At 72.8% G+C, this 22371-nt stretch carries 14 protein-coding genes and 1 pseudogene; 4 read left to right on the top strand and 11 right to left on the bottom strand.

Annotation, left to right across the window (positions count from 1 at the left end; all coding sequences use genetic code 11):
* Window positions 1–865: 865 nt before the first annotated feature.
* From ACWEFB_RS24260 to ACWEFB_RS24215, 10 genes and pseudogenes are all read right to left on the bottom strand, one after another.
* A pseudogene (locus ACWEFB_RS24260) lies at window positions 866–1882 on the bottom strand (arginase family protein); the annotation flags it as partial.
* Between the two features lie 199 nt (window positions 1883–2081).
* Window positions 2082–3011: a tetratricopeptide repeat protein gene (locus tag ACWEFB_RS24255; protein ID WP_452288895.1), complete on the bottom strand. Its 930-nt coding sequence runs from the start codon at window positions 3009–3011 to the stop codon at window positions 2082–2084.
* 6 nt (window positions 3012–3017) lie between these two features.
* Entirely contained in the window at window positions 3018–6020 is a 3003-nt protein-coding gene (locus ACWEFB_RS24250; protein WP_452288893.1) for an FtsX-like permease family protein, read from the bottom strand.
* On the bottom strand, window positions 6017–9151 hold the full coding sequence (locus tag ACWEFB_RS24245) for an FtsX-like permease family protein (RefSeq protein WP_452288891.1): 3135 nt from the start codon (window positions 9149–9151) through the stop codon (window positions 6017–6019). The genes ACWEFB_RS24250 and ACWEFB_RS24245 overlap by 4 nt, the downstream gene beginning before the upstream one ends.
* 119 nt (window positions 9152–9270) lie before the next feature.
* Window positions 9271–10137, bottom strand: coding sequence for an ABC transporter ATP-binding protein (locus tag ACWEFB_RS24240; RefSeq protein WP_452288889.1), 867 nt, complete (start codon window positions 10135–10137; stop codon window positions 9271–9273).
* 46 nt (window positions 10138–10183) lie between these two features.
* Window positions 10184–11872: an acyl-CoA mutase large subunit family protein gene (locus ACWEFB_RS24235; protein WP_326562911.1), complete on the bottom strand. Its 1689-nt coding sequence runs from the start codon at window positions 11870–11872 to the stop codon at window positions 10184–10186.
* Between the two features lie 203 nt (window positions 11873–12075).
* Window positions 12076–12528, bottom strand: coding sequence for an Asp23/Gls24 family envelope stress response protein (locus ACWEFB_RS24230; protein ID WP_452288887.1), 453 nt, complete (start codon window positions 12526–12528; stop codon window positions 12076–12078).
* A 161-nt stretch (window positions 12529–12689) separates the two neighbouring features.
* A complete protein-coding gene (locus tag ACWEFB_RS24225; protein WP_452288885.1) occupies window positions 12690–13379 on the bottom strand; it encodes an ABC transporter ATP-binding protein in 690 nt (229 codons plus the stop codon).
* A 57-nt stretch (window positions 13380–13436) separates the two neighbouring features.
* Entirely contained in the window at window positions 13437–14408 is a 972-nt protein-coding gene (meaB, locus tag ACWEFB_RS24220; RefSeq protein ID WP_452288883.1) for a methylmalonyl Co-A mutase-associated GTPase MeaB, read from the bottom strand.
* A 2-nt stretch (window positions 14409–14410) separates the two neighbouring features.
* Window positions 14411–15610: an acetyl-CoA C-acetyltransferase gene (locus tag ACWEFB_RS24215; protein ID WP_326562907.1), complete on the bottom strand. Its 1200-nt coding sequence runs from the start codon at window positions 15608–15610 to the stop codon at window positions 14411–14413.
* Window positions 15611–15675: 65 nt separating this feature from the next.
* Between ACWEFB_RS24215 and mce the strand changes: the two genes are divergently transcribed.
* Entirely contained in the window at window positions 15676–16146 is a 471-nt protein-coding gene (gene mce, locus ACWEFB_RS24210) for a methylmalonyl-CoA epimerase (protein WP_326562906.1), read from the top strand.
* Window positions 16147–16210: 64 nt separating this feature from the next.
* On the opposite strand, the gene ACWEFB_RS24205 is transcribed toward mce, so the two are convergent.
* Window positions 16211–17092, bottom strand: a complete 882-nt coding sequence (locus ACWEFB_RS24205; RefSeq protein ID WP_452288880.1) for a hypothetical protein — start codon at window positions 17090–17092, stop codon at window positions 16211–16213.
* 170 nt (window positions 17093–17262) lie between these two features.
* Between ACWEFB_RS24205 and ACWEFB_RS24200 the strand changes: the two genes are divergently transcribed.
* From ACWEFB_RS24200 to ACWEFB_RS24190, 3 genes are all read left to right on the top strand, one after another.
* Entirely contained in the window at window positions 17263–18243 is a 981-nt protein-coding gene (locus ACWEFB_RS24200) for a TIGR03621 family F420-dependent LLM class oxidoreductase (RefSeq protein WP_452288878.1), read from the top strand.
* 356 nt (window positions 18244–18599) lie between these two features.
* A complete protein-coding gene (locus ACWEFB_RS24195) occupies window positions 18600–19847 on the top strand; it encodes a cell division protein DivIVA (RefSeq protein WP_452288876.1) in 1248 nt (415 codons plus the stop codon).
* A gap of 282 nt (window positions 19848–20129) precedes the next feature.
* Window positions 20130–22370: a hypothetical protein gene (locus ACWEFB_RS24190; protein WP_452288874.1), complete on the top strand. Its 2241-nt coding sequence runs from the start codon at window positions 20130–20132 to the stop codon at window positions 22368–22370.
* Window position 22371 lies beyond the last annotated feature (1 nt).

Genomic DNA, 22371 nt, shown 5'->3' with positions numbered 1-22371 from the left:
CGCTGCTGGGCGCTAATACAGAGAATGAGTGGTTATCCCAGCTCGGATAGCCACTCATTCTCTGTATTAGTCGAGGTATCGGCCTAGCGGGGCGGGCGGCGTGGGGCGGGTGGGGTGGTCAGGCGGGGCCGGGGGGTTCGGGTGTGGAGGGCGGGTCGGGGGGCGGGTTGCGGCGCAGGCGGCCTGGTCCGGCGGAGGGTGGGGGGCCGACCGGCTCCGGTGCCCAGGAGTGCGCCGCAGCGGTGGCGGCGCTCCGGGGCTCGTCGCCGTCGCCCCCCAACCGGTCCCGGCCGCCGGCATCGCGCCACTGTTGCAGGGCGGCGGGCAGGTCCCCGAGAGGATCGGCGGGCGGGATCGTCTCGGTTGGCGCGGCGACGGGTTCGAAGATGACCACGCCGTCGGTGACCGGGTCCGGCTCGCCGACCGGGACCGACCCCGGGACGGCGTTCGGGTCGCTCACCAGGAACGGCTCACTGACGCCGGGTTGATCGTCGACCGGAAAGGGCCCACCGACACCGGTCGGGTCATCGACCGAGAACGGCCCGCCGACGGCGTCCGGGTCGCTGACCGGGGACCATTCGTCATCGGCGGTCGGGGCGCTGATCAGGAACGGCTCGTCATTGGCGGTCGGGTCGGTGGTCGGGAACGGGTCGGTGGTCGGGGACAGGTCGGCCACGTGCGCCGCCTGGACCGGTGGGTCGACCGGACCCGGCGCGTCGTCGACGCCCATCCCGGCGACCGAGGACAGCCCTCGGCGCAGTGTGTTCGCCGATTTGGCCGGGCGGGACGGGTGGCGTTCCGTACCGACGTTCACCATGTCCGTACCGAGGGCGCTGACCGGTCCGAACGCGCTCGCCGAGGCCCGTGCCCCGGACGACGTACCGGAGGAGTTCTTGCGGACCGGGCGCAGGCCGCCACGCCCGGTCGCCGAGGACTGTTTCGGCAGCAGCCGGGCGGGAGGTGTCTCGGGGGCGGCGACCGGTGCCAGACCGGCGGCGAGGGTGGCGACGATCTCGGCCGCGTACGCGCCGTCCTGGTCGTAGTCGGGGTCGAAGACGGTGATCTCCACGCCGAGGCAGTGCGGGGTGTCGACGAGTCCGGCGAGCAGCAGCTCCAGCTCGGGGAACGCGATCCCGCCCGGGTCGGGTGCGTCGACCGCCGGCATCACCGCCGGGTCGAGTACGTCCACGTCGATGTGCACCCAGTACCCGGCACAGTCGGCGAGCTGGTCGTGCGCCCACTGGGCGGTACGGGCCGCCCCCTCGGCGCGCAGCGTCGGCACCGGCCGGGTCACGATGCCGGCAGCCTGGAGGTCGAGCCGGTACTCGTCCTGGGCCCGGATCCCGAGGACCACCACGTCGACGTCCCGGAAGTACGGTCGGCGCCCCTCGATCGAGGCGAGGTCGGGCTGCCCCCGCCCGGTGACCAGGGCCAGTCCCTCACCGGCGGCGGCGCCGACGTACGAGGCGTTGCCCGGGTGCCGGAAGTCGGAGTGGCCGTCGACGTAGACCAGCCCGATCCGGCCACCGACGGCCTCGCCGAGCCGGTGCATGGCGAGCGCGGAGCCGAGCACGATCGAGCAGTCGCCGCCGAGGACCACCGGGAACTCACCCCGGTCGATGATCGCGCCGATCCGGTCGGCCAGCGATCGCGAGTACGCCCCGATCGCCCCGGCGTGGCTGACCCCGTCGCCGGGGCGCCAGTCGCCGGGGTCGTACCGCGACGGGGTGAGGCAGCCGGCGTCCCGGGCCCCGAGGCGGGCGATCAGGTCCTGGTCGCGCAACGCCCCCGGGGCCTTCGCGCACCCCGGGACTGATGTGGCGGTGGGCGGACGCAGGCCCAGGTTCGAGGGTGCGTCGAGGACGGCGATCCGGCGCATCATGGGCTCCCGTCCTCGTTCCCGACCCCGGTGCCGACCGGTACGCAGCTCGTACTCACCTGGTCAGGCCTTCCGAACCCATGTGATCACACTTTTCCCGCACCCAGGGTCAGGCATTTCGCACTTGCCTCGTCAGACTTTTCACGCTCCATGGTCAACCGTTACCCGGAACACCCCGGCCGCCCGTCCGACCGGGTACCGGTCAGAACAGCGCGCTGGCCAGCGCCCGGCGGGCTCCGGCGACGGCCGGATCGTCCGGGCCGGCAACGGTGAACAGGGAGAGCAGGTGGCGACGGATGCCCTCGCGGTCGTCGCCCGAGCTGCGCCGGATCAGGTTGACCAGGCGCGCGTACGCCTGCTCCGCCTGGCCGGAGAGCACCTCGATGTCGGCGGCCAGCAGGTGGGCCGGGATGTCGTCGGGGTTGCCCTCGGCGGCGGCGATGGCCGCGTTCGGGTCGACCCCGGTGACCCGGCGGGCGAGCGCGACGTGCGCCAGGCCGGCTTCGGCCGCGGCGTCCGCCGGTGCGTCCGACAGGATCTTCTTGTACGCCCGTTCGGCCGTGTCGAGGTCGCCGGTGATGAGCGCCTCGTCGGCCTCGCCCAGCCGGGGATCCTCGGGCGTGTCGACCGCCACCCCGCCGGCCTTGAGTACGGCGTCGAGCCACTGTCGCAACTGCGCCTCGGGCACCACGCCGGAGAAGGCGTCCACCGGCTGGCCGCCGATCACGGCGTAGACCATCGGGATGCCCTGGACCCGGAACATCTGGGCGATCCGCGGGTTGGCGTCGACATCGATCTTGGCGAGCACCCAGGCGCCGCCGCCCTCCACCGCCAGCCGCTCCAGGACCGGCGAGAGCTGCTTGCACGGCTCGCACCACTCGGCCCAGAAGTCGATCACCACTGGGGTGGTGAGGGACCGCTCCAGCACCTCCGTCTGGAACGTCGCTTCGCTGACGTCGATGACGGTGACCCCGCCTCCACCTGCGGCGCCGGCCGGCGCGGCAGCGGGTGCGGACGGGGTGGCCGGCGGCTGGCCGGCGGGTCGGGCGGTCGGCTGGGCGGCGCTGCGCAGCGCGCCGAGGTCTACCGCGCCGCGGGTGAAGATCGACGAGGTGATCCGTGGGTCGCTCATGGTTGTCTAGTCTCGCACGCGCGACGCATAACCCAGAGCCACCGCCACGGCCACGAACATCACCCCGGCCAGCGCCCATGGCCCGAAAACCGGGAATAAATCCGGCCACCGTGGCGGCGTCAGCCGGAAATCCCGGTCGACGAAGATCGGCAGATAGTCACCGGCCAGCCACCAGGCCGCCCCGGCGGCGAGCAACCCGGCCAGCGATGCGCTGGTCACCACGGGTAGGTACGACCACCGGGCGGCGGCGCCGACCACCCGGGCCGGCAGACCCTGACGGCGCAACGCCCGACCGTCCTCGACCCGCCGCCGCCGGTCGACGGTGACCATCAGCACCAGACCGGAGAGGGCGAGCAGGATGGCGAACCCACCGGCGAGCAGATGGAACCAGACCGCGAGCGCGGGCGCCTGCCGGGCCAGCCGGTCCCGTTCCCCGGCGGCCGTCATCTCCCCGATCACCTGGAGCCCCTGGGCCTCCAACCGGTCGACCACGTCCGCCGGCGCATCCGCCGTCAACCACACCTCGGCCGCCGGCAGCAGGGTTCCGCTGACCGACTGCCGCTCGGCGTACTCCAGGTCGAGCAGGACGCCGCGACCACCCACCCGCGGCAGCACCCCGGCGTCGAGGACCGGGTCCACCTCGTGCAGGTCGGCGTCGAGTCCCGGCAGCCGGCCGGGCAACTTCCCGGCGACCAGTGCCGGCAGCCGGACCGGTACGTCCAACGGCAGCGCCCAGGCCAGTTCCTCCTGCGCCAGCCCGGTGATCGGCAACCGCAGTCCCCGCCCGGCCGGGTCGGGCGCCGAATCGGGCGTACCGCGCCACCGCCGGGGGTCGGCGAAGTCCGCCGGACCGACCGCCACCTCGCCGGAGTCGAGGTTCCGCAGCTCGACCAGCAGCAACTCGCCCGGCTCCGTACCGGGGCGCTGGTACGTGGCCTGGACCCCGACCACCCGGCAACCCGACACGCATCCCGGCACGTCGACCGGATACTCGTGCCGGCCCGTGTCCAGCACCCCGAGCGGTACGCGCAGCGGCGGGCCACCGGCCAGTGCCCGCAGGACCAGGGTCGCCTCCAGTTCGGCCCCTTCGGGCTGCGCGGGAACCTCCACGGTGAGCGCCGCCCGGGACGCCCGCAGGGTGAACGGGGCCGACACGGGCGCGCCCAACCGGGCCGCCGCCTGGTCGGCCGGCAGCCCGAACTCGGCCCGCCAGGTCGGCACCCGTGGCAGTGCCTTCGAATCCACCAGCAGCACCGACGTTGCGTTGTCGTCCTGCGCCGGCAGGACGCCGACGGCCATCGCGTACCCCCCGGCGGGGTCGACCGCGCGGACCGCGCCCAGCAGCACCCCGGCGTCCACCGGCAGCACGCGCAACGCCCGGTCCGCCCCGGTCTGCACGCTGGCCCGCTCGGCGCGGGCCCGGCCCGCCACGTCGACCGCCGCGGCGGCGAAGGAGAGCGACGCGACCGCGACCGTGACCAGCACGAAGAGTCGTTGACTGCCCGGCCGGCGGGCGAGTTGGAGCAGACCCAGCGCCGGACCGACCCGACCACGGCGCAACGCGACCGCGCCGAGCCGACCGGCGAGCGGCATCAGCAGCCGCGCCGCGACCAGTGCCACCGCGAGCGCCACCAGGCCGGGCACCAGCAGGGAGAGCCCGACCAGCTCACCGTCGAAACCCCGCAACTGGAACGCGGCCACCACCGCCAGCACCACCGCGATCGCCTCGACCGCGACCGAGCGCCAGCTCACCGACCGGGCCGGTACCCGGCGCAGCAGGTCGACCACCGGGCTGGCCACCACCCGTCGCTGGGCCAGGAGGCCGGCGATCAGGGCACCGGCGACCGCGACCAGTGCCGCGGTCAGGGCGGATCGCGGCGGCAGGACACCGAACTCGGCGTCCATCCGGGAGCGGGCGATCAACTGCACCCCGAGCGTGCCGACCAGGAAACCGATCGGCGCGCCGAGCAGGATCGCCAGCACACTCTCGCCGCTGGAGAGCCACCACTGGGTCGGCGTACGGATGCCGCGCAGCGCCACCAGCCCCAGCTCGTGCCGGCGGGCGGCGGTGCCGAACGCGACCGCGAGGAAGATGACGAACCAGCAGAGCGCCACCAGCGGTACGGCAGCCACCGGCACCACCTGCCGGGCCAGCCCTCGGGAGTCCTCGATCCGGTCCAGCAGGTCCGGGAGGTCGGCCAGCATCGTCGCGTACCCGGCCCCACCGGCGCTGCCGCCCAGGTCGTCCTTCAGTTCCTCGTACTCGGCCCGGAGTGCGGGCAGCCGGTCGGGCGTCAACGCGTCCGGTCCCGGAATGCTGTCGACCTGCCGCAGGTCGGTCGGGTGCGGGATCACGTCCAGCCCGGACCGGGTCACGAAGACCGGCTCGCGGGCCGTGTCCGGCGCCCCCGGCACGAAGTAGCCCGACCGTCCCCAGTAGACCTCCTCCGGATCGGTCGGCCGGTAGACCCCGACGACCACGAGGGTCGCCGGTTCGGCGATCGGGACGTACCTGTTCCGGATCGGGTCGAACATGCAGGCCACGACGGTCACCTCGGCCCCCGGCACGAGCCCGCGCCGGGTGGCGGTCGACTCACCGATCAGCAATTCGCTGTTGGCCACCGCGCACCTGCCCCGGACCAGGACCAGGTGCGAACAGACATCCTCCCGGAACACCACCGAGGACTGCTCGGCGTCCCCGACCTCGATCCCGAGGATGCCGAACTGGGCCGAGTACACCGGGCTGAAGCCGGGCAGGGTGAGCAGCGACGAGGTCATCGAGTCGAACCGGGTGTCCTGGATGTCCGGCTCGTTGAGCACGGTCGTGAGGCTGACCGTACGTTCCCGACGGGGTGCTTCCGCCACCACCACGGCGCTGCTGGCCCGGTCGACGGCGGCCAGGTACACCGGACCGGCGACCGCCGCACCGGTGGCGAAGATGCTCAGCAGGAGCAGCACCACCGCCGGCCCGCGCCGGGCCGCCAGCATCGACCAGACCAGCCCGATCACGGTGCCTCCCTCGGTGCCCGGACCCCACCGGCGGGTCGGGCGGTGACCGCACGGACCAACTGGGTCGACGCGATCGCCGCCGCCCCGCCGAGCACGACCAGGCCGCCGAGCGCGGCGAGCAGCAGGGCGGGGCCACCGGGGGCGGTGGACGTCGGCAGCAGCCGCCACCCGTCCACGAACAGCGGCATGGTGGACCGCAGGACCGCCCCGGCCAGCACGGCCGCACCGACGCCGAGCAGCACCGCGCAACCGACCAGGAGCAGGTCACCGCCGTACGCGACCCGGCGCACGGCGCCCGGGGGCAGACCCTGCACCCGCAGTGCCACCAGGTCGGCCCGGCGGTCGCCCCGCTCGACGGCGGCGGCGACGGTGAACGCACCGGCGGCGAGCAGCAGGCCGATCACCCCCGCGAGGAGTTGGAACCGCAGCGTCGACGGCGGCCCCTGCCGGCCCAGCCGGTCCTGCACCGACGCCATCGAGTGGGTGTCGACGATGGTCAGTCCCTGCGCCCGGAGCCGGTCGGGCAGGTCGTCGGGGGCGTCGGGGGCGAGCCAGACCTGTGGCTCGTCACCGAAACCGCCGGCGGCGAGCCGGTCGGCGTACTCCAGGTCGACCAGGAACCCGGTGCCCGGGACCTGTGGCAGCGCCCCGGCCGAGGGACCGACCCGGATCGGGATGGCGGTTCCGCCGAACAGCCGCAGTTGCGGATCACCCGGGACGACGACCGGTATCCGGCCGGTCCCCAGCACCGGCAGCGGGACCGGTGCGTCGATGACGTACGCCCGTGCCAGTGGCAGCGCCCCGGTCGGTATCCCGGGCCGGGTGGTCACGGTGAGCCCGCCCGGTCCGGCGGCCACGATCGGGGCGGGCAGGTCCAGGAAATCCTGGGCCCGCCAGCGCAGCGGATCGGCGAGCAGGGCCGGGGTGAGCAACGGACCGGCCGGACCGGTCAGTCCGTGCAGTTCGACGCTCCGCCCGGCCGCCGTGATCAACTGCCCGGAGGAGTCGCGGCTGGCCAGGTCGAACCCGACCAGGCGGCAGCCGGCCGGGGCGGTGGACGGCTCCGCCGACGCCGCCGTGCCGCAGTTGGCGGCGGGCGCGGTGTATTCGGCCCGCCCGGTGGTGACCGGGCCGAACAGCACCGGCACCGGCTCACCGGCGGGGTTGAGCAGTTGCGCGATCACCAGCAGCGGCGGGGCCACCCGACCCGGTTCGGGCGGGACCTGGCTCGCCTCGGCGGTCAGGTCGAGGGTCAGGGCGCCGTCCGGCACCAGCACCGATTCGGGTACGGCCGGACGCAGCAGGCCGACCAGTTCCGAGGTGCCGGCCGGGGTGTACTCCGGTTGGCCGGTGGCGATCCGCGCGAACCGGGGTGAGTCGACCGCCAGCATGGTCTGCCCGTTGCCCCCGCTGACGCTGTTGCGTACGACCGCCATCGCCTGCGTACCGCCGGGGTCGGCGGCCCGGACCGCGGCGAGCAGGTGCGCGCGGTTGCGGACCTGGACGGTGAGCACCCGGTCTGCGCCGAGTTCCTGTGCCGACCGGCGGTCCCGTGCCTGCCCACTGGCGGACCACCCGGTGACCGCGGTGGTGAAGATCGCGACCGCGACCGTCATCAGGGCGAAGATCCGGTGCGTGCCGGGCCGGCGGGCGACCTGTAGGGCGGCCAGCAGGACCGGCAGCCGACCGGCCCGCAGCGCCCGGCGGCCGGCGCGGACCCCGAGCGGGCCGAGCAGCCGCCCCGCCACCAGGGCCACCACCACGGCGACCAGGGCCGGGGCGACGAGGACCAGCCCGGTGGCGCTGCCGGCCTCCCGGTCGGTCACCGCCGCCTGGTAGATCCCGGCACCGGCGACCGCGACGAGTACCAGGTCGACGACGTCGGCCCGCCACCCGCGCCGGCGCGGCGGTACGTGGCGCAGCAGCTCGACCACACCCGAGCCGATCGCCCGCGAGTCGGCGAACACGACGGCGACCAGCGCCCCGGCCATCGCGGTCCCGGCGGCGGCGAGGGAGAGGGCGGTGGCGGTCGCGGACCGTCCCGGATCGGCGATCGCGCCGGAGAGCAGGCGGGCGGCGAGTACGCCCAGCCCGACGCCGACCAGCGCGCCGGTGACCATCGGCAGCGCGCTCTGGAGCATCACCAGGGCGGTGACCCGCCACCGGGCACCGCCGCGCAGCTTGACCAGGCCGATGTCGGCGCGGCGCTGCTCGGCGGTGTGCCGTACGGCGAAGTAGAGGGCGAACCAGCAGAGCAGCAGCAGCTCGACGGCGGCGACGGTGACCCCGAGGTTGAGCAGGTCCTGTTCCCGGTACACCCGCTCGGCCAGCCGCCGGGCGTTCGTCTCCACCCGCCAGGAGGCGGCCCCCTGGCCCTGCCGGGCGATGTCGGCGACCAGGTCGTACCCGTCGATCCGGAGGAAGGCCGAGGCCGGCAGCTCCAGGTGGTAGTCGGCGTTGATCTCGCGCAGCGGGAGGGCGGCCATCGTCTCCGCCGTGACGAACATCGAGTCGCCGGAGTTGGTCGCGCTCGACTCGTTGCCGGTCACGCCGCCCAGCTCGCTCAGCGCCCAGTACGCCGACACCGGATCGCGCAGTTCGTAGAGGCCGACCACCCGCACCGACAGTACGCCCGACAGCCCGGCCTCGAAGACGACCTCGTCCCCGATGCCCACCTGGAGCAGTTCGGCGGTACGCCGGCTCAGCACCGCCTGCCCCGGCCCGTCCGGGCAGGCCCCGTCGACCACCAGTTGGGGGCAGACCCTGTCCCGGTAGGCGATGGTGAGCCGGAGCCGACCGGTCGGGCCGACGGCGTTGCCGCTGTACCGCAGCGCCACGGTCGGGCTCGTACCCGGCACGGTCAGGGCCCGTCCGCCGTTGGTCCGGGCCGTGTTCAGCAGCGCCTCACCGGTGACGTTCTCGGCCGGCGGTTTGACCACGGCCCCGGTCGCGCGGGCGGCGAGGAATCTCGGGTCGGCCCCCTCGACCTGGGCGAGCGCCACGGTACGGGCGGTGGCCATGACGTACCACGGGGCGGCGGTGGCGGCGGCCACGGCGAGGCCGGTCAGCACGAAGAGGATCGCGGCCTGCGCCCGGCGCACCCGGATCGCGCTCAGGACCAGGCCGAGCATGGCACCTCCGGGCGACGGTCGTCGATGCGGACCAGCGCCGACCCTATCGCCCCGGACCACCGAAAATCTGTCCCGTGACCCGGACCGGGGCGCATCGGACCGGCCGGGTCGCCGGCAACTCAGCCGGCGGGCTCCCGTTGCGCCGGTGGCGCCACTCCGACGCCGCCGATCACCAGCGTCACCACGCCGTCGGTCCGGTCGACGGTGAACAGCGTGCCGGGCGGGAACTCGCCCAGCACCTCGGGCGGCAGTTGCACGGTGCCGTCGCCGGCCACCACCGCGAAGTCCTGCCCGTCGCGCCCCTCGGCGCCGACCCGACCGTCCCGGATGGTCACCGCCCGACCGAACCGGTTGCCCACCACCGTGTCGTGGGTGACCACCACGATGGTGGTCCCGCGTTCGGCGTTGACGGTCTCCAGGGCGTCGAGGACCTCGTCCCGTCCCCGGGTGTCGAGCTGGCTGGTCGGCTCGTCGACCAGGAGCAACCCGGGCGAGGCGGCGATGCCGACGGCGAGCGCGGCCCGCTGCCGGGCGCCGGGGGCGAGGGTGTCGATGCGTACGGCGCCCTGGCCGCGCAAACCGACGAGGTCGAGGATCCGCTCGGGGTCGTCCAGGGTGATGCCGGAGGTGGCCGCCGCCCTGCGTTGGGCCAGCCACACGTTGCGCTGGAGCGAGGCGTACGGGAGCAGGTTGCGGGCGGCACCCTGGAGGACCACCCCGATCTCGGTGCCGCGCAGCCGGGAGATCTCCCGGTCGCTCAGCTTGCCGAGGTCGTACGTGCCGACGCTGACCCGACCGGCGGACGGGCGCATCAGCCCGGCGAGCAGGGCGACCAGGGTCGACTTGCCCGACCCGGACGGGCCGACGAGGGCGAGCATCTCCCCGGGGTTGATCGAGATGTCCACCCCGGAGAGAGCGACCACGTCACCCGCCTCGGCCCGGTAGATGTGCACCACCCGCCGACACGCCACCGCCAACCCAGTCATCGCTGATAGCTATCACAAGCTCACCCGGGAAACCACCCCGTGGCGGTCAGAAGCGGGCGGGTTCGCGGTAGACGCCCCATTCGGCGCGCAGGGCGTCGCAGATCTCGCCGAGGGTGGCTTCGGCGCGTACGGCGTCGAGCATCGCCGGGATCATGTTCTCCCCGGTACGCGAGACCGCCACCATCCGGTCCACGGCGGCCTTGACCTCGGCGGTGTCCCGGCCGGTCTTGCGTTCGGCGAGCACCCGGCGCTGCTCCACCTCCACCTCGTGCGAGATGCGCAGGATCTCCAGCTCCTTGGCCGTCGTCCCGGTGTGTACGTTCACCCCGACGATCTTCTTCTCGCCCTTCTCCAGGGCCTGCTGGTACGTGAACGCCGCCTCGGCGATGTGGCCGGTGAACCAGCCGTCCTCGATCCCGCGCAGGATGCCGGAGGTCATCGGGCCGATCTGGTGCGGTCCCTCGCCACCGAGCTGGCGGATCCGGGCGAAGATCTCCTCCGCCTCGGCCTCGATTCGGTCGGTGAGGGCCTCGACGTACCAGGAGCCGCCGAGCGGGTCGGCGACGTTGGTGACCCCGATCTCCTCCATCAGCACCTGCTGGGTCCGCAGCGCGATCTCGGCCGACTCGTCGGTGGGCAGGGCGAGGGTCTCGTCCAGGGCGTTGGTGTGCAGCGAGTTGGTCCCGCCGAGGACCGCCGCGAGCGCCTCGACCGCGGTCCGTACGACGTTGTTGACCGGCTGTTGCGCGGTCAGCGAGACGCCGGCGGTCTGGGTGTGGAAGCGCAGCCAGAGCGCCCGCTCGTCGGTGGCGCCGTAGACCTCGCGCAGCCACCGGGCCCAGATCCGGCGGGCGGCCCGGAACTTGGCGATCTCCTCGAAGAAGTCGAGGTGGGCGTCGAAGAAGAAGCTGAGTCCGGGGGCGAAGACGTTGACGTCCAGTCCCCGCGACAGGCCGAGTTCGACGTAGCCGAACCCGTCCGCGAGCGTGTACGCCAGCTCCTGTGCGGCGGTCGAACCGGCCTCCCGGATGTGGTAGCCGGAGACCGACAGCGGCTTGTAGCGCGGGATCTCCCGGGCGCAGTACTCCATCAGGTCGCCGATCAGGCGCAGGTGCGGCTCGGGTTCGAAGAGCCACTCCTTCTGCGCGATGTACTCCTTGAAGATGTCGGTCTGCAAAGTGCCGTCCAGTTTGGACAGATCGGCACCCTGGCGTTCGGCGGCGACGAGGTACATGCAGAAGACCGGTACGGCCGGACCGGAGATGGTCATCGAGGTGGTGGTCCCGGCCAGGCCGATCCCGTCGAAGAGGGTCTCCATGTCGGCGGCCGAGTCGATGGCCACCCCGCAGTGCCCGACCTCGCCGAGCGACTGCGGGTCGTCGGAGTCGCGCCCCATCAGGGTCGGCATGTCGAAGGCGACCGAGAGCCCGCCGCCACCGGCGCCGAGGATCATCTTGTAGCGCTCGTTGGTCTGCTGGGCGTTGCCGAAGCCGGCGAACTGCCGGATGGTCCAGGTCCGTCCCCGGTATCCGGTCGGATAGAGACCCCGGGTGTACGGGTACTCCCCCGGCCAGCCGATCCGCTCGAAGCCGGGGTGGTCGGTGCCGGGTGGCGGGCCGTAGACCGGTTCGACGGGCGCGCCCGACAGGGTGGTGAAGTCGGCGTCCCGTTTGCGGGCCGCGTCATACCGGGCCTGCCAACGGGCCCGGCCGGCATCGATCTCGTCGGCGTTCATCCGGAGAGCTCCTCCTCGAGTCCTCGACTGCCCGTCGAGCATAGAGGGCATTCCTGAACGATCGCTAAGCCAGCCTACGATCAAGGACCTCCCGCCACCGGATCGGAGGGTGATCCGGAGCGAAAGGTCCTAAAATCGCGGCAATTGTGCTTGATGACCGGCGACCTGCCACGGCCGACCGGGCACGGCGGTAGACCGGTGACTCAGGCTCCGGCGGCCGGCGCGGCGGGCAGCTCGATGTCGTCGACCTTGACGTTCACCTGGGTCACCTGGAGGCCGTACTTCTCGACCGCCTCGATGACCTTGGCCCGTACCGCCTCGGTCACCTCGCCCACCACGTGACCGGCCTCGAGCACGATGACGATGTTGATGGTCGCGGCCGTACCCTTCACGTCCACCGAGACACCACGGCCGGCGTCACCCACCTCGTCCAGCCCGATCCGGTCCAGGACGCTGTTGAAGAAACGCGCCACGTCGCCGCCGAGCTCGGCGACACCCGGCACCTCACGCGCCGCCGTACCGGCGATCTTCTCCACGACCTCCTCGGACACCGCAGTGGTTCCGCGCGGTGCGGCGGCCGGCGCGGGGGCCGCTGCCGCCTCGGGTACGGCGCTGCCCGCGGCGTCGCCCTCGGTGTTCTGCACAACCTCGCTCATGCTGACTTCTCCCCTGGTCTCGGCGCCGACCCCGGCGCCCTGCGCGATGAGGGAGCCTACTCGGCGCGACCCGTTCGCGGGATGGCCTGACGGATAGTGTCCACCCAGGACGGGCGGGGCGAACCGTCGTCGACCGGCGAACCTCGGCGCACCGGAACGGCTCAGCCGGACACCGGGGAGGTCGGCACCGGTGGAGCCGGGCGGACGAGTTCCGCGCGACCGTCCAACAGGTGCAGTTCGGCGTCGCAGGCAGCCGCCGCCTCCGGGTCGTGCGTCGCGAAGACCACCGCCACACCCCGGTCGGCCTCCGCCCGGAGCAGTTCGATGACCCGCTGCCGGTTGCCCGCGTCCAACTCGCTGGTGACCTCGTCGGCGAGCAGGACCTCACCGCCGAGCGCCAGCCCGCGGGCGATCGCGGTGCGCTGCTGCTGCCCGCCGGAAAGCTCCTCGACGAGCTGGTCGGTCTGCCCGGACAGCCCGAGCCGGCCCAGCGACTCCGCGGTCAACCGGCGGGCCTCGGCCGGTGAGTTCCCCCCGGCGATCAACGCCACCTGGAGGTTCTCGCCCGCGGTGAGGATCTCGGCCAGGCCGTTGTCCTGCGGCACCAGCACCACCCGGCGGGCGACCGCGTCGTCCCGGTCCCGCAGCGCCGCACCGTCCACCTCGACCCGACCGACGACCGGACGGACCAGGCCCGCCATGGCCCAGAGCAGGGTGGTCTTGCCAGCGCCGGAGGGCCCGGTCACCGCCAGCACCTCACCCGGCCGCACGGTGACCGACACCTCGCGCAGCACCGGCTCACCCCGGCCGTACCCGACCGTGATCCCGTCGACCCGAACCGTCGTACCCACGCCGCGAAGGTTACCGGCGAAGCGGTCGCGCCGTGACCCCCGACGGTTGCCGTCGACCTAGCCGGCGGACCGGTCGTCCAGCTCCGCGAGCAGGTCACCGGCGGCGGCGTACGGATCCAGCGAACCGGCGGCGACCTTGGCTGCGAGCGTCGCCAACCCCGTACCGTCGCGCAGTGAGCCCAGCCGGGCCCGCAGCGCGCCCAACGCGATCGCCTCGACCTCGGCGGCGGCCCGCGCCTCCCGGCGCCGCCGCAGCTCGTCGTGCTCGACCAGCCAGGCCCGGTGCCGCTCGATCCCGGCGACGATCTCGTCGATCCCCTCGGCCCGCGAGGCGATCGCCCGCAGCACCTGCGGGCGCCACTGGCCCGGCCCCCGCTCACCCAGGGCGATCATGCCCTGGATGTCGCGGACGGTGGCGTCGGCCCCGTCCCGGTCCGCCTTGTTGACCACGAAGATGTCGGCGATCTCCAGGATGCCGGCCTTCACCGCCTGGATCGCGTCACCCATGCCCGGTGCGAGCAGGACCAGCGTGGTGTCGGCCAGCGAGGCCACCTCCACCTCGGCCTGGCCGACCCCCACCGTCTCGACCAGCACCACGTCGCAGCCGGCGCCCTCCAGCACCCGGACCGCCTGCGGTGTCGCCGCGGCCAGCCCGCCGAGGTGACCCCGGCTGGACATGGACCGGATGTAGACGCCCGGGTCGGTGGCGTGCTCCTGCATCCGGACCCGGTCGCCCAGGATCGCCCCGCCGGTGAACGGGCTCGACGGGTCCACGGCGAGCACCCCGACCCGGTGGCCACCGGCCCGCAGGGCCCGGACCAGCTCGTTGGTCGTGGTCGACTTCCCCACCCCGGGAGCGCCGGTCAGCCCGATCACCTGCGCCCGACCGGTGTACGGCGCGAGCGCAGCGGCCACCTGCGGCAGCAGTTCGTCCCCGGACTCGACCAGGGTGATCAGCCGGGCCACCGCGCGGGCGTCACCGTCGCGGGCCCGGTCGACCAGCAGCGGTACGTCCCGACCCCGTCGCACCGTCACTCCCGCTCGCCGGCACCGCTCGGTACGTGGATGATCAGCGCGTCGCCCTGTCCACCGCCACCGCAGAGTGCCGCCGCCCCGGTGCCCCCGCCGCGCCGGCGCAACTCCAGGGCGAGGGTGAGGACCAGGCGCGCCCCGGACATGCCGAGCGGGTGCCCGAGGGCGATCGCGCCACCGTTGACGTTGACGATCTCGCTGCTGATCCCGAGGTCACGGGTGGACTTGATGCCGACCGCGGCGAACGCCTCGTTGATCTCGACCAGGTCCAGGTCGGCGACGCCGAGCCCGGCCTTGCGCAGCGCCTGGTTGATTGCGTTGGACGGCTGCGAGTGCAGCGAGTTGTCCGGTCCGGCGACGTTGCCGTGCGCGCCGACCTCGGCAAGCCAGGTCAGCCCCAGCTCGATCGCCTTGGTCTTGCTCATCACGACCACGGCCGCGGCACCGTCGGAGATCGGCGAGGAACTGCCCGCGGTGATCGTCCCGTCCGGGGTGAAGGCCGGGCGCAGCCGGGCCAGCGTCTCGACGGTGGTGTCCGGGCGGACCCCCTCGTCCGCGCTGATCACCAGCGGGTCGCCCTTGCGCTGGGGCAACTCCACCGGGACGATCTCGTCGGCGAAGACGCCGTTCTTCTGGGCGGCGGCGGCCCGCTGGTGGCTGGCCACCGCGAAGGCATCCTGCTCCTGCCGGGTGATGCCGTGCTTCACCCCGTGCCGCTCGGTCGACTCCCCCATCGCGCAGCAGTCCCACGGGTCGGTGAGCCCGTCCAGCGCCATGTGATCCTTGATCGTCACGTCGCCGTACTTGTAGCCGGTGCGCTGGTTGAGCAGCAGGTGCGGGGCGTTGGTCATCGACTCCATCCCGCCGGCCACCACGATGTCGAACTCGCCGGCCCGGATGAGCTGGTCGGCCAGGGCGATCGCGTCGAGGCCGGAGAGGCAGACCTTGTTGATCGTCAGCGCCGGTACGGACATCGGGATGCCCGCCTCGACGGCGGCCTGCCGGGCCGGGATCTGACCGGCACCCGCCTGGAGCACCTGCCCCATGATCACGTACTGGACCTGGTCGGCGGCGACCCCGGAACGCTCCAGCGCACCCCGGATGGCGATCCCGCCGAGCTTGCTCGCCGACAGGTCCTTGAGGTTGCCCAGCAGCCGCCCCATCGGGGTACGCGCACCGCTGACGATCACCGAAGCCATGACTCTCCGCCTCCGAGGGGTGGGCCGATCGTGCACCTTAACGATTGTTCGGCCAGACTAGCGCTATGGCAGAAGAGCACCCCGTCGAGACCGCTGCGGACAAAATCACAGGCATCGGCCTCCAACGTATCGACCACGTCGGTATAGCGGTCGCCGACCTTGACACCGCGATCGAGTTCTACCAGCGGGTCTTCGGGATGCGGTGCGTACACACCGAGGTCAACAACGAACAGGGCGTACGCGAGGCGATGCTCCAGGTCGGCCCGACCCCCGACGGGGGCCACCTGCAACTGCTGGCGCCGCTGTCACCGGAGTCGACCATCGCGAAGTTCCTCGACCGGTCCGGTCCGGGGGTGCAGCAGGTGGCGTACACCGTCACCGACGTCGACGCGGCCGGTGCGGCGCTCCGTGAGCGCGGGATGCGCCTGCTGTTCGACACCCCGAGGCGCGGCACCGCCGGCTCCCGGATCAACTTCGTCCACCCCAAGGACGCCGGCGGCGTACTGGTCGAACTGGTCGAGCCCGCCCGGCACTGAGATGTGAAACCGCCCCGGGCCGGTTCGGGGGAGCCGGACGGCCCGGGGCGGTTACCGCGACCGGTCAGGCCGGCACGGTGTCGTACGACTCGATCAGGTCGGCCGGCAGCGGCTCCAGATCGGTCGCGCGCAGGAAGTCACCGAGCGTGGTGCCGGTGCAGGCGGAGTCGACGTTCTCGGCGCCGACCCGCTGCTCGACGTCTCGCCGGTTGACCGCCCGGAAGTCGATGGAGAAGCGGGTCCTGCCGGAGGTGTTCGGCACCGTGGTGTGCAGTTGCGCCCCGGAGAAGAGCAGTACGCCCCCGGGCGGCGTGATCACCCGGATGTCCGGCTCGCGCGCGATCTGCTCCTCTGCCTCGGGCTGCTTGCGGGTCTCCATGTCGATCTGCTGCGCCGCGGCGGTACGCCCGTGCGCCACCCACTGCGCGTAGTTGTAGTCGCGGGAGCTGTTGCGCACCCCGTTGGAGAAGTACGGCGGGTGGAAGGCCATCACGTTGGCCTCCTCGACGTCGTACACCGGCATCCAGAAGTTGAGCTGCGACATCGGCGCGGAGAACCAGGTGTCCCGGTGCGACTCGAACTGGAGGGTCAGCCCGGCGTTGAGGTACTCGCTGGTCATGCTCCGCAGCCGGGGCACGTCGAAGTAGGTCTGCTCCACGTCCGCGCCGAGGTCGGCGAGCATGCCCCGGACGAGTTCCTTGCTGCGCGGGTGGTTGATGAAGGTCGGCTTGAGGTCGGCCAGCACCTGCACGTACTCGGGCCCGGAGAGGTGGTGCTGGGCGTCCGGCGGGAAGTGCGGCGCGAACGCCGACTCGGCCATCTCCCGCGCGAAGGCGACCAGGGCCATCGAGTGCGGGGTGGGCGAGTAGACGAACAGGTCCCCGCCGAAGAGCCTGCGCCGCCGCTCGTCGTCGGACATGGGCGAATCGAAGTACACCACCGTCATCGCGGCCTCCTGCGAAGAGATCCCAGCCGGGGGTCACGGTATGCCGCACCGGGGCGAAGCCGAAAGGACTTCGGGGCCGCTCGGGGCCGGCTGTCGAGAATCCGACTGGGCCTCGGTCCTGGCCACACGGACCGCGCGTACGGGTCGGCGCCCCGCCTACAGTCGGAGGAATGCCCCCACCTCCGGACCGTACCGGCGTCGCCGGGCCACGGCCGTTCCGGTTCACCGCCTCGATGCCGGCGCTGAACCGGCCGGTGCCGCAGTGGCGCGACGAGATCCGCCGGATCGAACAGCTCGGCTTCAGCTCGGTCTCGGTCTCCGACCACTTCACCGGCGGCTGGGCGATGGATCCGCTGGTGGCGATGACCGTGGCGGCCGAGGCCAGCACCCGGCTCCGGGTGCTCGGCATGGTCTTCTGCAACGACTTCCGGCACCCGGTGCTGCTGCACAAGTCGATGGCCAACCTCGACGTCTTCTCCGGCGGGCGGGTGGAGGTGGGGCTGGGCGCCGGCTGGTTGCGCGACGACCACGACGCCGCCGGCCTCCCGTTCGACCCGCCGGGCGTACGCGTCGACCGGCTGGCCGAGGCGATCGAGGTGATCACCGGTCTGTTCGGCGACAAGCCGGTCAGCTTCGCCGGCCGGCACTACCAGCTCACCGAGTTGGACGGGCTGCCCAAGCCGGTGCAGCGGCCCCGGCCACCGTTGCTGGTCGGCGGCGGCAGTCGCCGGGTGCTGGAGCTGGCCGGGCGGACCGCCGACATCATCGGGATCAACCCGAGGCTCGCGCCGGACGTCGATCCGCTCGCCGCGGTGGCGGAGATGAGTCCGGAGCGGATGGACCGCAAGGTCGCCTGGGCCCGGGACGCGGCGGTCGCGGCCGGTCGGGACCCGGCGGCACTGGAGGTCCAGCTACGGATGTTCGACGTCCGGGTCACCCACCGGGGGGTGGAGCACCGGTCCACCTCCAGTCACGCCGCGCTCGCCGATCCGTCCGCGCTGGCCGCCTCGCCGTCGGTGCTGCACGGTTCCGTGCCGGAGTGCGTGGACCGGTTGTTCGCGCTCCGCGAGCGGTTCGGCATCAACTACCTGCACCTGGGCGGCAACCTCGACGCCGCGGCTCCGATCGTCGCGCGACTCGCCGGCCGTTGACCGGGATCGCCCGGTCCGCGTCGGCGCCACCGGTTCGGCTACGCAGTGCTATCCACGACATCGCCTCGACGACCATTTCGAGGGGCGGGGATTTGCTTTTCGTCCGCTTCGATCCGCGCCCATTCGATCGTCGCGACGTACTCGGGAAGCGGTTAGCGCGTCGTTCGGGAAAGGAGCGACGACCGGTGCGTTCGGTCGTCGCGCGGGCGGCGCGACGGCCGGCGGCGGCCCCGGGAGCTGCCAAGATCACACCAGGGTACGCCAGGCCGACGACTCCTCGTTGACCATGTGAACGGGGCGTGATAACGCCGGTCAGCTCTTGCGAAGGACCCCGGTGTGTCTGCCAGTATGTCCCAATGCCCCAGCAGCAGTCCTCCCCTCTTACGTTCTTCGAGAACGCGAACTCGCAACCCGACTTCACGGTGGCCCTCCGCGGCTACGACCGCGAGCAGGTCAACGGCCACCTCGGGCGGCTGACCGCGGCGCTGGCCCAGTCCGAGCAGGCCCGCGCCGAGGCCGAGCAGCGGATGAACGACGCCCAGCGTCGGCTCCGCCAGGCCGAGCAACGGCTGACCTCGGTGGAGCAGAAGCTCACCGACACCAACAAGCAGCTCGAAGAGAACAGCCGGCCCACCCTCTCCGGGCTCGGCACCCGGGTCGAGCAGATCCTCCGGCTCGCCGAGGAACAGGCGAACGACCACCGCAGCGAGGCCAAGCGCGAGTCCGAGGGCATCCTCTCCGCCGCCCGGCTCGAGGCGCGCGAGATCACCGACAAGGCGCGGGCCGAGGCCGCCGCGATGAAGGCCACCGCGGAGCGGGAGGCGGGCACCGTCCGTACCACCGCCGAGCGTGAGGCCGCCGAGGTCCGGGTGCAGGCCCGCCGCGAGGCGGACACGCTGCGCGCCGACGCCGACCGGGAGACCAAGCAGCTCCGTACGGTCACCGCGCACGAGGTGGCCGAGTTGAAGTCCACCGTCGAGCGGGAGGTCGCCACCCTGCGCGCCACCGCCGAGCGGGAGATCACCCAGCAGCGTGCGAAGGCGGCCCGCGAGGCCGAGGAGAAGCGCGCCGAGGCGACCAAGCTGCTCACCGACGCCCGGGACAAGCGGGACAAGGACCTCCAGGCGCTGGAGCTCCAGTTGGCCGAGCGCCGGGAGAAGTCCGAGCGCGAGGAGTCCGAGCGGCACGCCGCCCAGGTGACGCAGACCCAGAAGCTGGTCGGCGAGGCCGAGCAGCGGGCGCGGGCCGCCCAGGAGCGGGCCAAGGAGATCGAGCAGCGGGCCGAGGCGCGCAGGATCGAGTCCGAGCGCAGCGCGCAGGAGACGGTGGAGAAGGCCAAGGCGCTCGCCGACAAGACCCTGAACGAGGCTCGGGCGGAGTCGAACCGGCTACTGAACGAGGCGCGTACCGAGGCGGACCTGACCACGCAGGCGGCTCGCCGCGAGGTCGAGGACCTGACCCGGCAGAAGGACGCGGTCACCTCGCAGCTCGGGCAGATGCTTTCCGGTCTGGCCGGCATCGTGCCGGTGGCACCGGCTGCCGCCGCCGCGGCCGCGAAGACGGACGACGCGGAGGAGCGGAAGACCGCCGACGCCGCGAGCTGACCGGGTTCCGTCAGGCGCGGGTTCGTCGGGCAGATTGTCGGTCCGGGTCCGACCCGTTTTCGGGTGGGACCCGCCGAGCGGGGCAGGAGAGTGCGCGGGGCCGTACCGGATTGTGCCGGTACGGCCCTGCGGCCTGTCCGGACTCCGGCACAGGTCAGTGGATCAACCCCGGCCTACTCCAACGAAACGGACACCCCATACAATTAGGAAGTACCTGCTTCCATCCCATCGGGCCGGACGGTATTCGCCGCGCCGCGCCACAGCGCATGTGAGGATGGGGACATGTCGCACGGCGAGGAACTGTTCGCCCTTGGTGGGGAAGTGGCTACGGAGCCCAGCTTCGAGTCGGCCCTGCGAGGCTATGACAGACGACAGGTGGACCGGTACGTCATCCGCGCGGAGAACGAGATAACGACTCTCGCCGCCGAACGCGAACAGGCGTTCACCCAGATCCACAAGCTCGCCGGTCAGGTCGAGCAGTTGCAACGCGACCTCACCGAGGTACGCCGCCAGGCCGGCACGGTGGACCAGGCGTCCCTGCTGCACGTCGGCCCGGTGGTCGGGCAGATCCTGTCCCTCGCCCACGAACAGGCCGAGTTCACTCTCGCGCAGGCGACGAGCGAGGCCGAGGAGCACCGGGGCGAGGCCAACCGGATCCTCACCGAGGCACGCGACCACGCCGCCACCGCGCTGCGCGACTTCGAACTCGCCCTCTCCTCCCGCCGGCGCGAGGAGGAACAGTCCGCCGCGGCCCGGAAGGCGAAGGTGGACGCCGCTGTGGCCGCCGCGACCGAGCAGGCCGCCCGGCTCCAGGAGGCCGGGAAGTCGGCGCACGAGCAGGGGCACCGGGAGGGCGCGCAACTGCGCCAGGCCGGCGAGGCCGCACTGGCGAAGGCCCGGCAGGAAGCCGAAGCGACCCTGGCCAAGGCGCGCAAGGAGAGCGAAGCGACCCGGCTCAAGGGCAAGCAGGACGGTGAGGCGGCGCTCGCGAAGGCCCGGCAGGAGAGCGAAGCGACCCTGACCAAGGCCCGCCAGTCGAGCGAGTCGATGCTCGCCAAGGCCCAGCAGGAGGCGGCCCGGCTGCGCGAGGTCGCCCAGGCCACCCTGGCCAAGGCCAAGCAGGACAGCGAGGCCCACCTGGCCAAGGCCCGCCAGGACGGGGAGACCACGCTCACCCAGGCCCGGCAGGAGGCCACCCGGCTCCGCGAGGCCGCCCAGGCCACCCTGGCCAAGGCCAAGCAGGACAGCGAAGCCGCGTTGAACAAGGCCAAGCAGGACAGTGAAGCCCAGTTGGCCAAGGCCCGGCAGGAGAGCGAGACACTGCTCACCCGGGCCCGACAGGACGGCGAGGCGGCGCTCGCCGAGGCGCAGCGCCAGGCCGCCCAGCTTCGCGAGGCCGGCGAGACGGCGGTGGCGAAGGGCCGGGAGGAGGGTGCCCGGCTGCGGGAGGTTGGCGAGGCCGCCCACGCCAAGGCCCAGGCGGAGGCCCAGCGGGTCACCGAGCAGACCACGGAGATCGTCCGGCGGTCCCGGGTGGACGCCGACGCGTACGTGGAGCAGGTCCGTACCCAGACCCAGCGTGAGCTGGACGGCTGGCGGGCCAGCGTCGACCACGAGATCGAACAGCGCCGGGCCACCATCGACGAGGAGATCGCCGGCCGGTGGAGCGCCGCGGAGCAGGAGCTGGCCGCCCGGCGTACCGCCTCGGAGCAGGAGTTCGCCCAGTGGCGGACCAACATCGAGCAGCAGCACGCCACCCAGCGCGCGGAGCTGGAGCGGGAGGCCGAGGAGATCCGCCGCGCCGCCGACGAGCACGCCACGCAGGTGCAGCGGCAGGCCGAGGAGCACCTCGCCACCGCCCGGCAGGAGGCCGAGGAGCACGCCGCGGCGTCCCGGCGGCAGTTCGAGGAGTACACCGCCACCGCGCAGCAGCACCTCGCCACCACCCAGCAGCACCTGGCCACCACCCAGCAGGAGGCCGCCGCCGGACGGCAGCAGCTCGCCGAGGTGATGCAGGAGATCGCGAAGGCGCAGCAGCAGCTTGCCGACCTGCGGCAGGAGACCGTGGCGTCCCGGCAGGAGTCGGACAACATCCAGCGCCGGCTGGCCGAGGCGAATCAGCAGCTCGCCGGCGAGCAGCAGCGGTTGACCGGTACCCAGCGGTCGGCCGAGGAGGCCGAGCAGCTCGTGGTGGAGGCCGGCGCCGACGTGGCGCGGGCGGCGGACAGCGCGGTCGACCGGCCGGCTCCCCGGACCAGTCCCACCGCTCCGGCGGAGGCTCCGGTCAACGCGGACGCGATCACCAGCGATGTGAACGGCGAGCCGACGGTGGCGGCGGTGCCCGGTGAGGGTGGCCGGGAGGCGACCGCCACGAAGATCACGAGCACCGGTGACAGCGGCAAGCTCAGCGCGAAGCCGACCACGGACGACCACGCCGCCAAGCCGACCACGGACGAGCGGAGTGCGAAACCGAAGAAGGTTTCGGTGGACGCCGAGCAGAAGGTCTCGGTCGAGTCCGAGTAAC

The sequence above is a fragment of the Micromonospora sp. NPDC004704 genome, assembly GCF_053601675.1.
The sequence above is the reverse complement of the archived record's forward strand: the minus strand, read 5'-3'. Positions and strand labels throughout refer to the sequence as shown.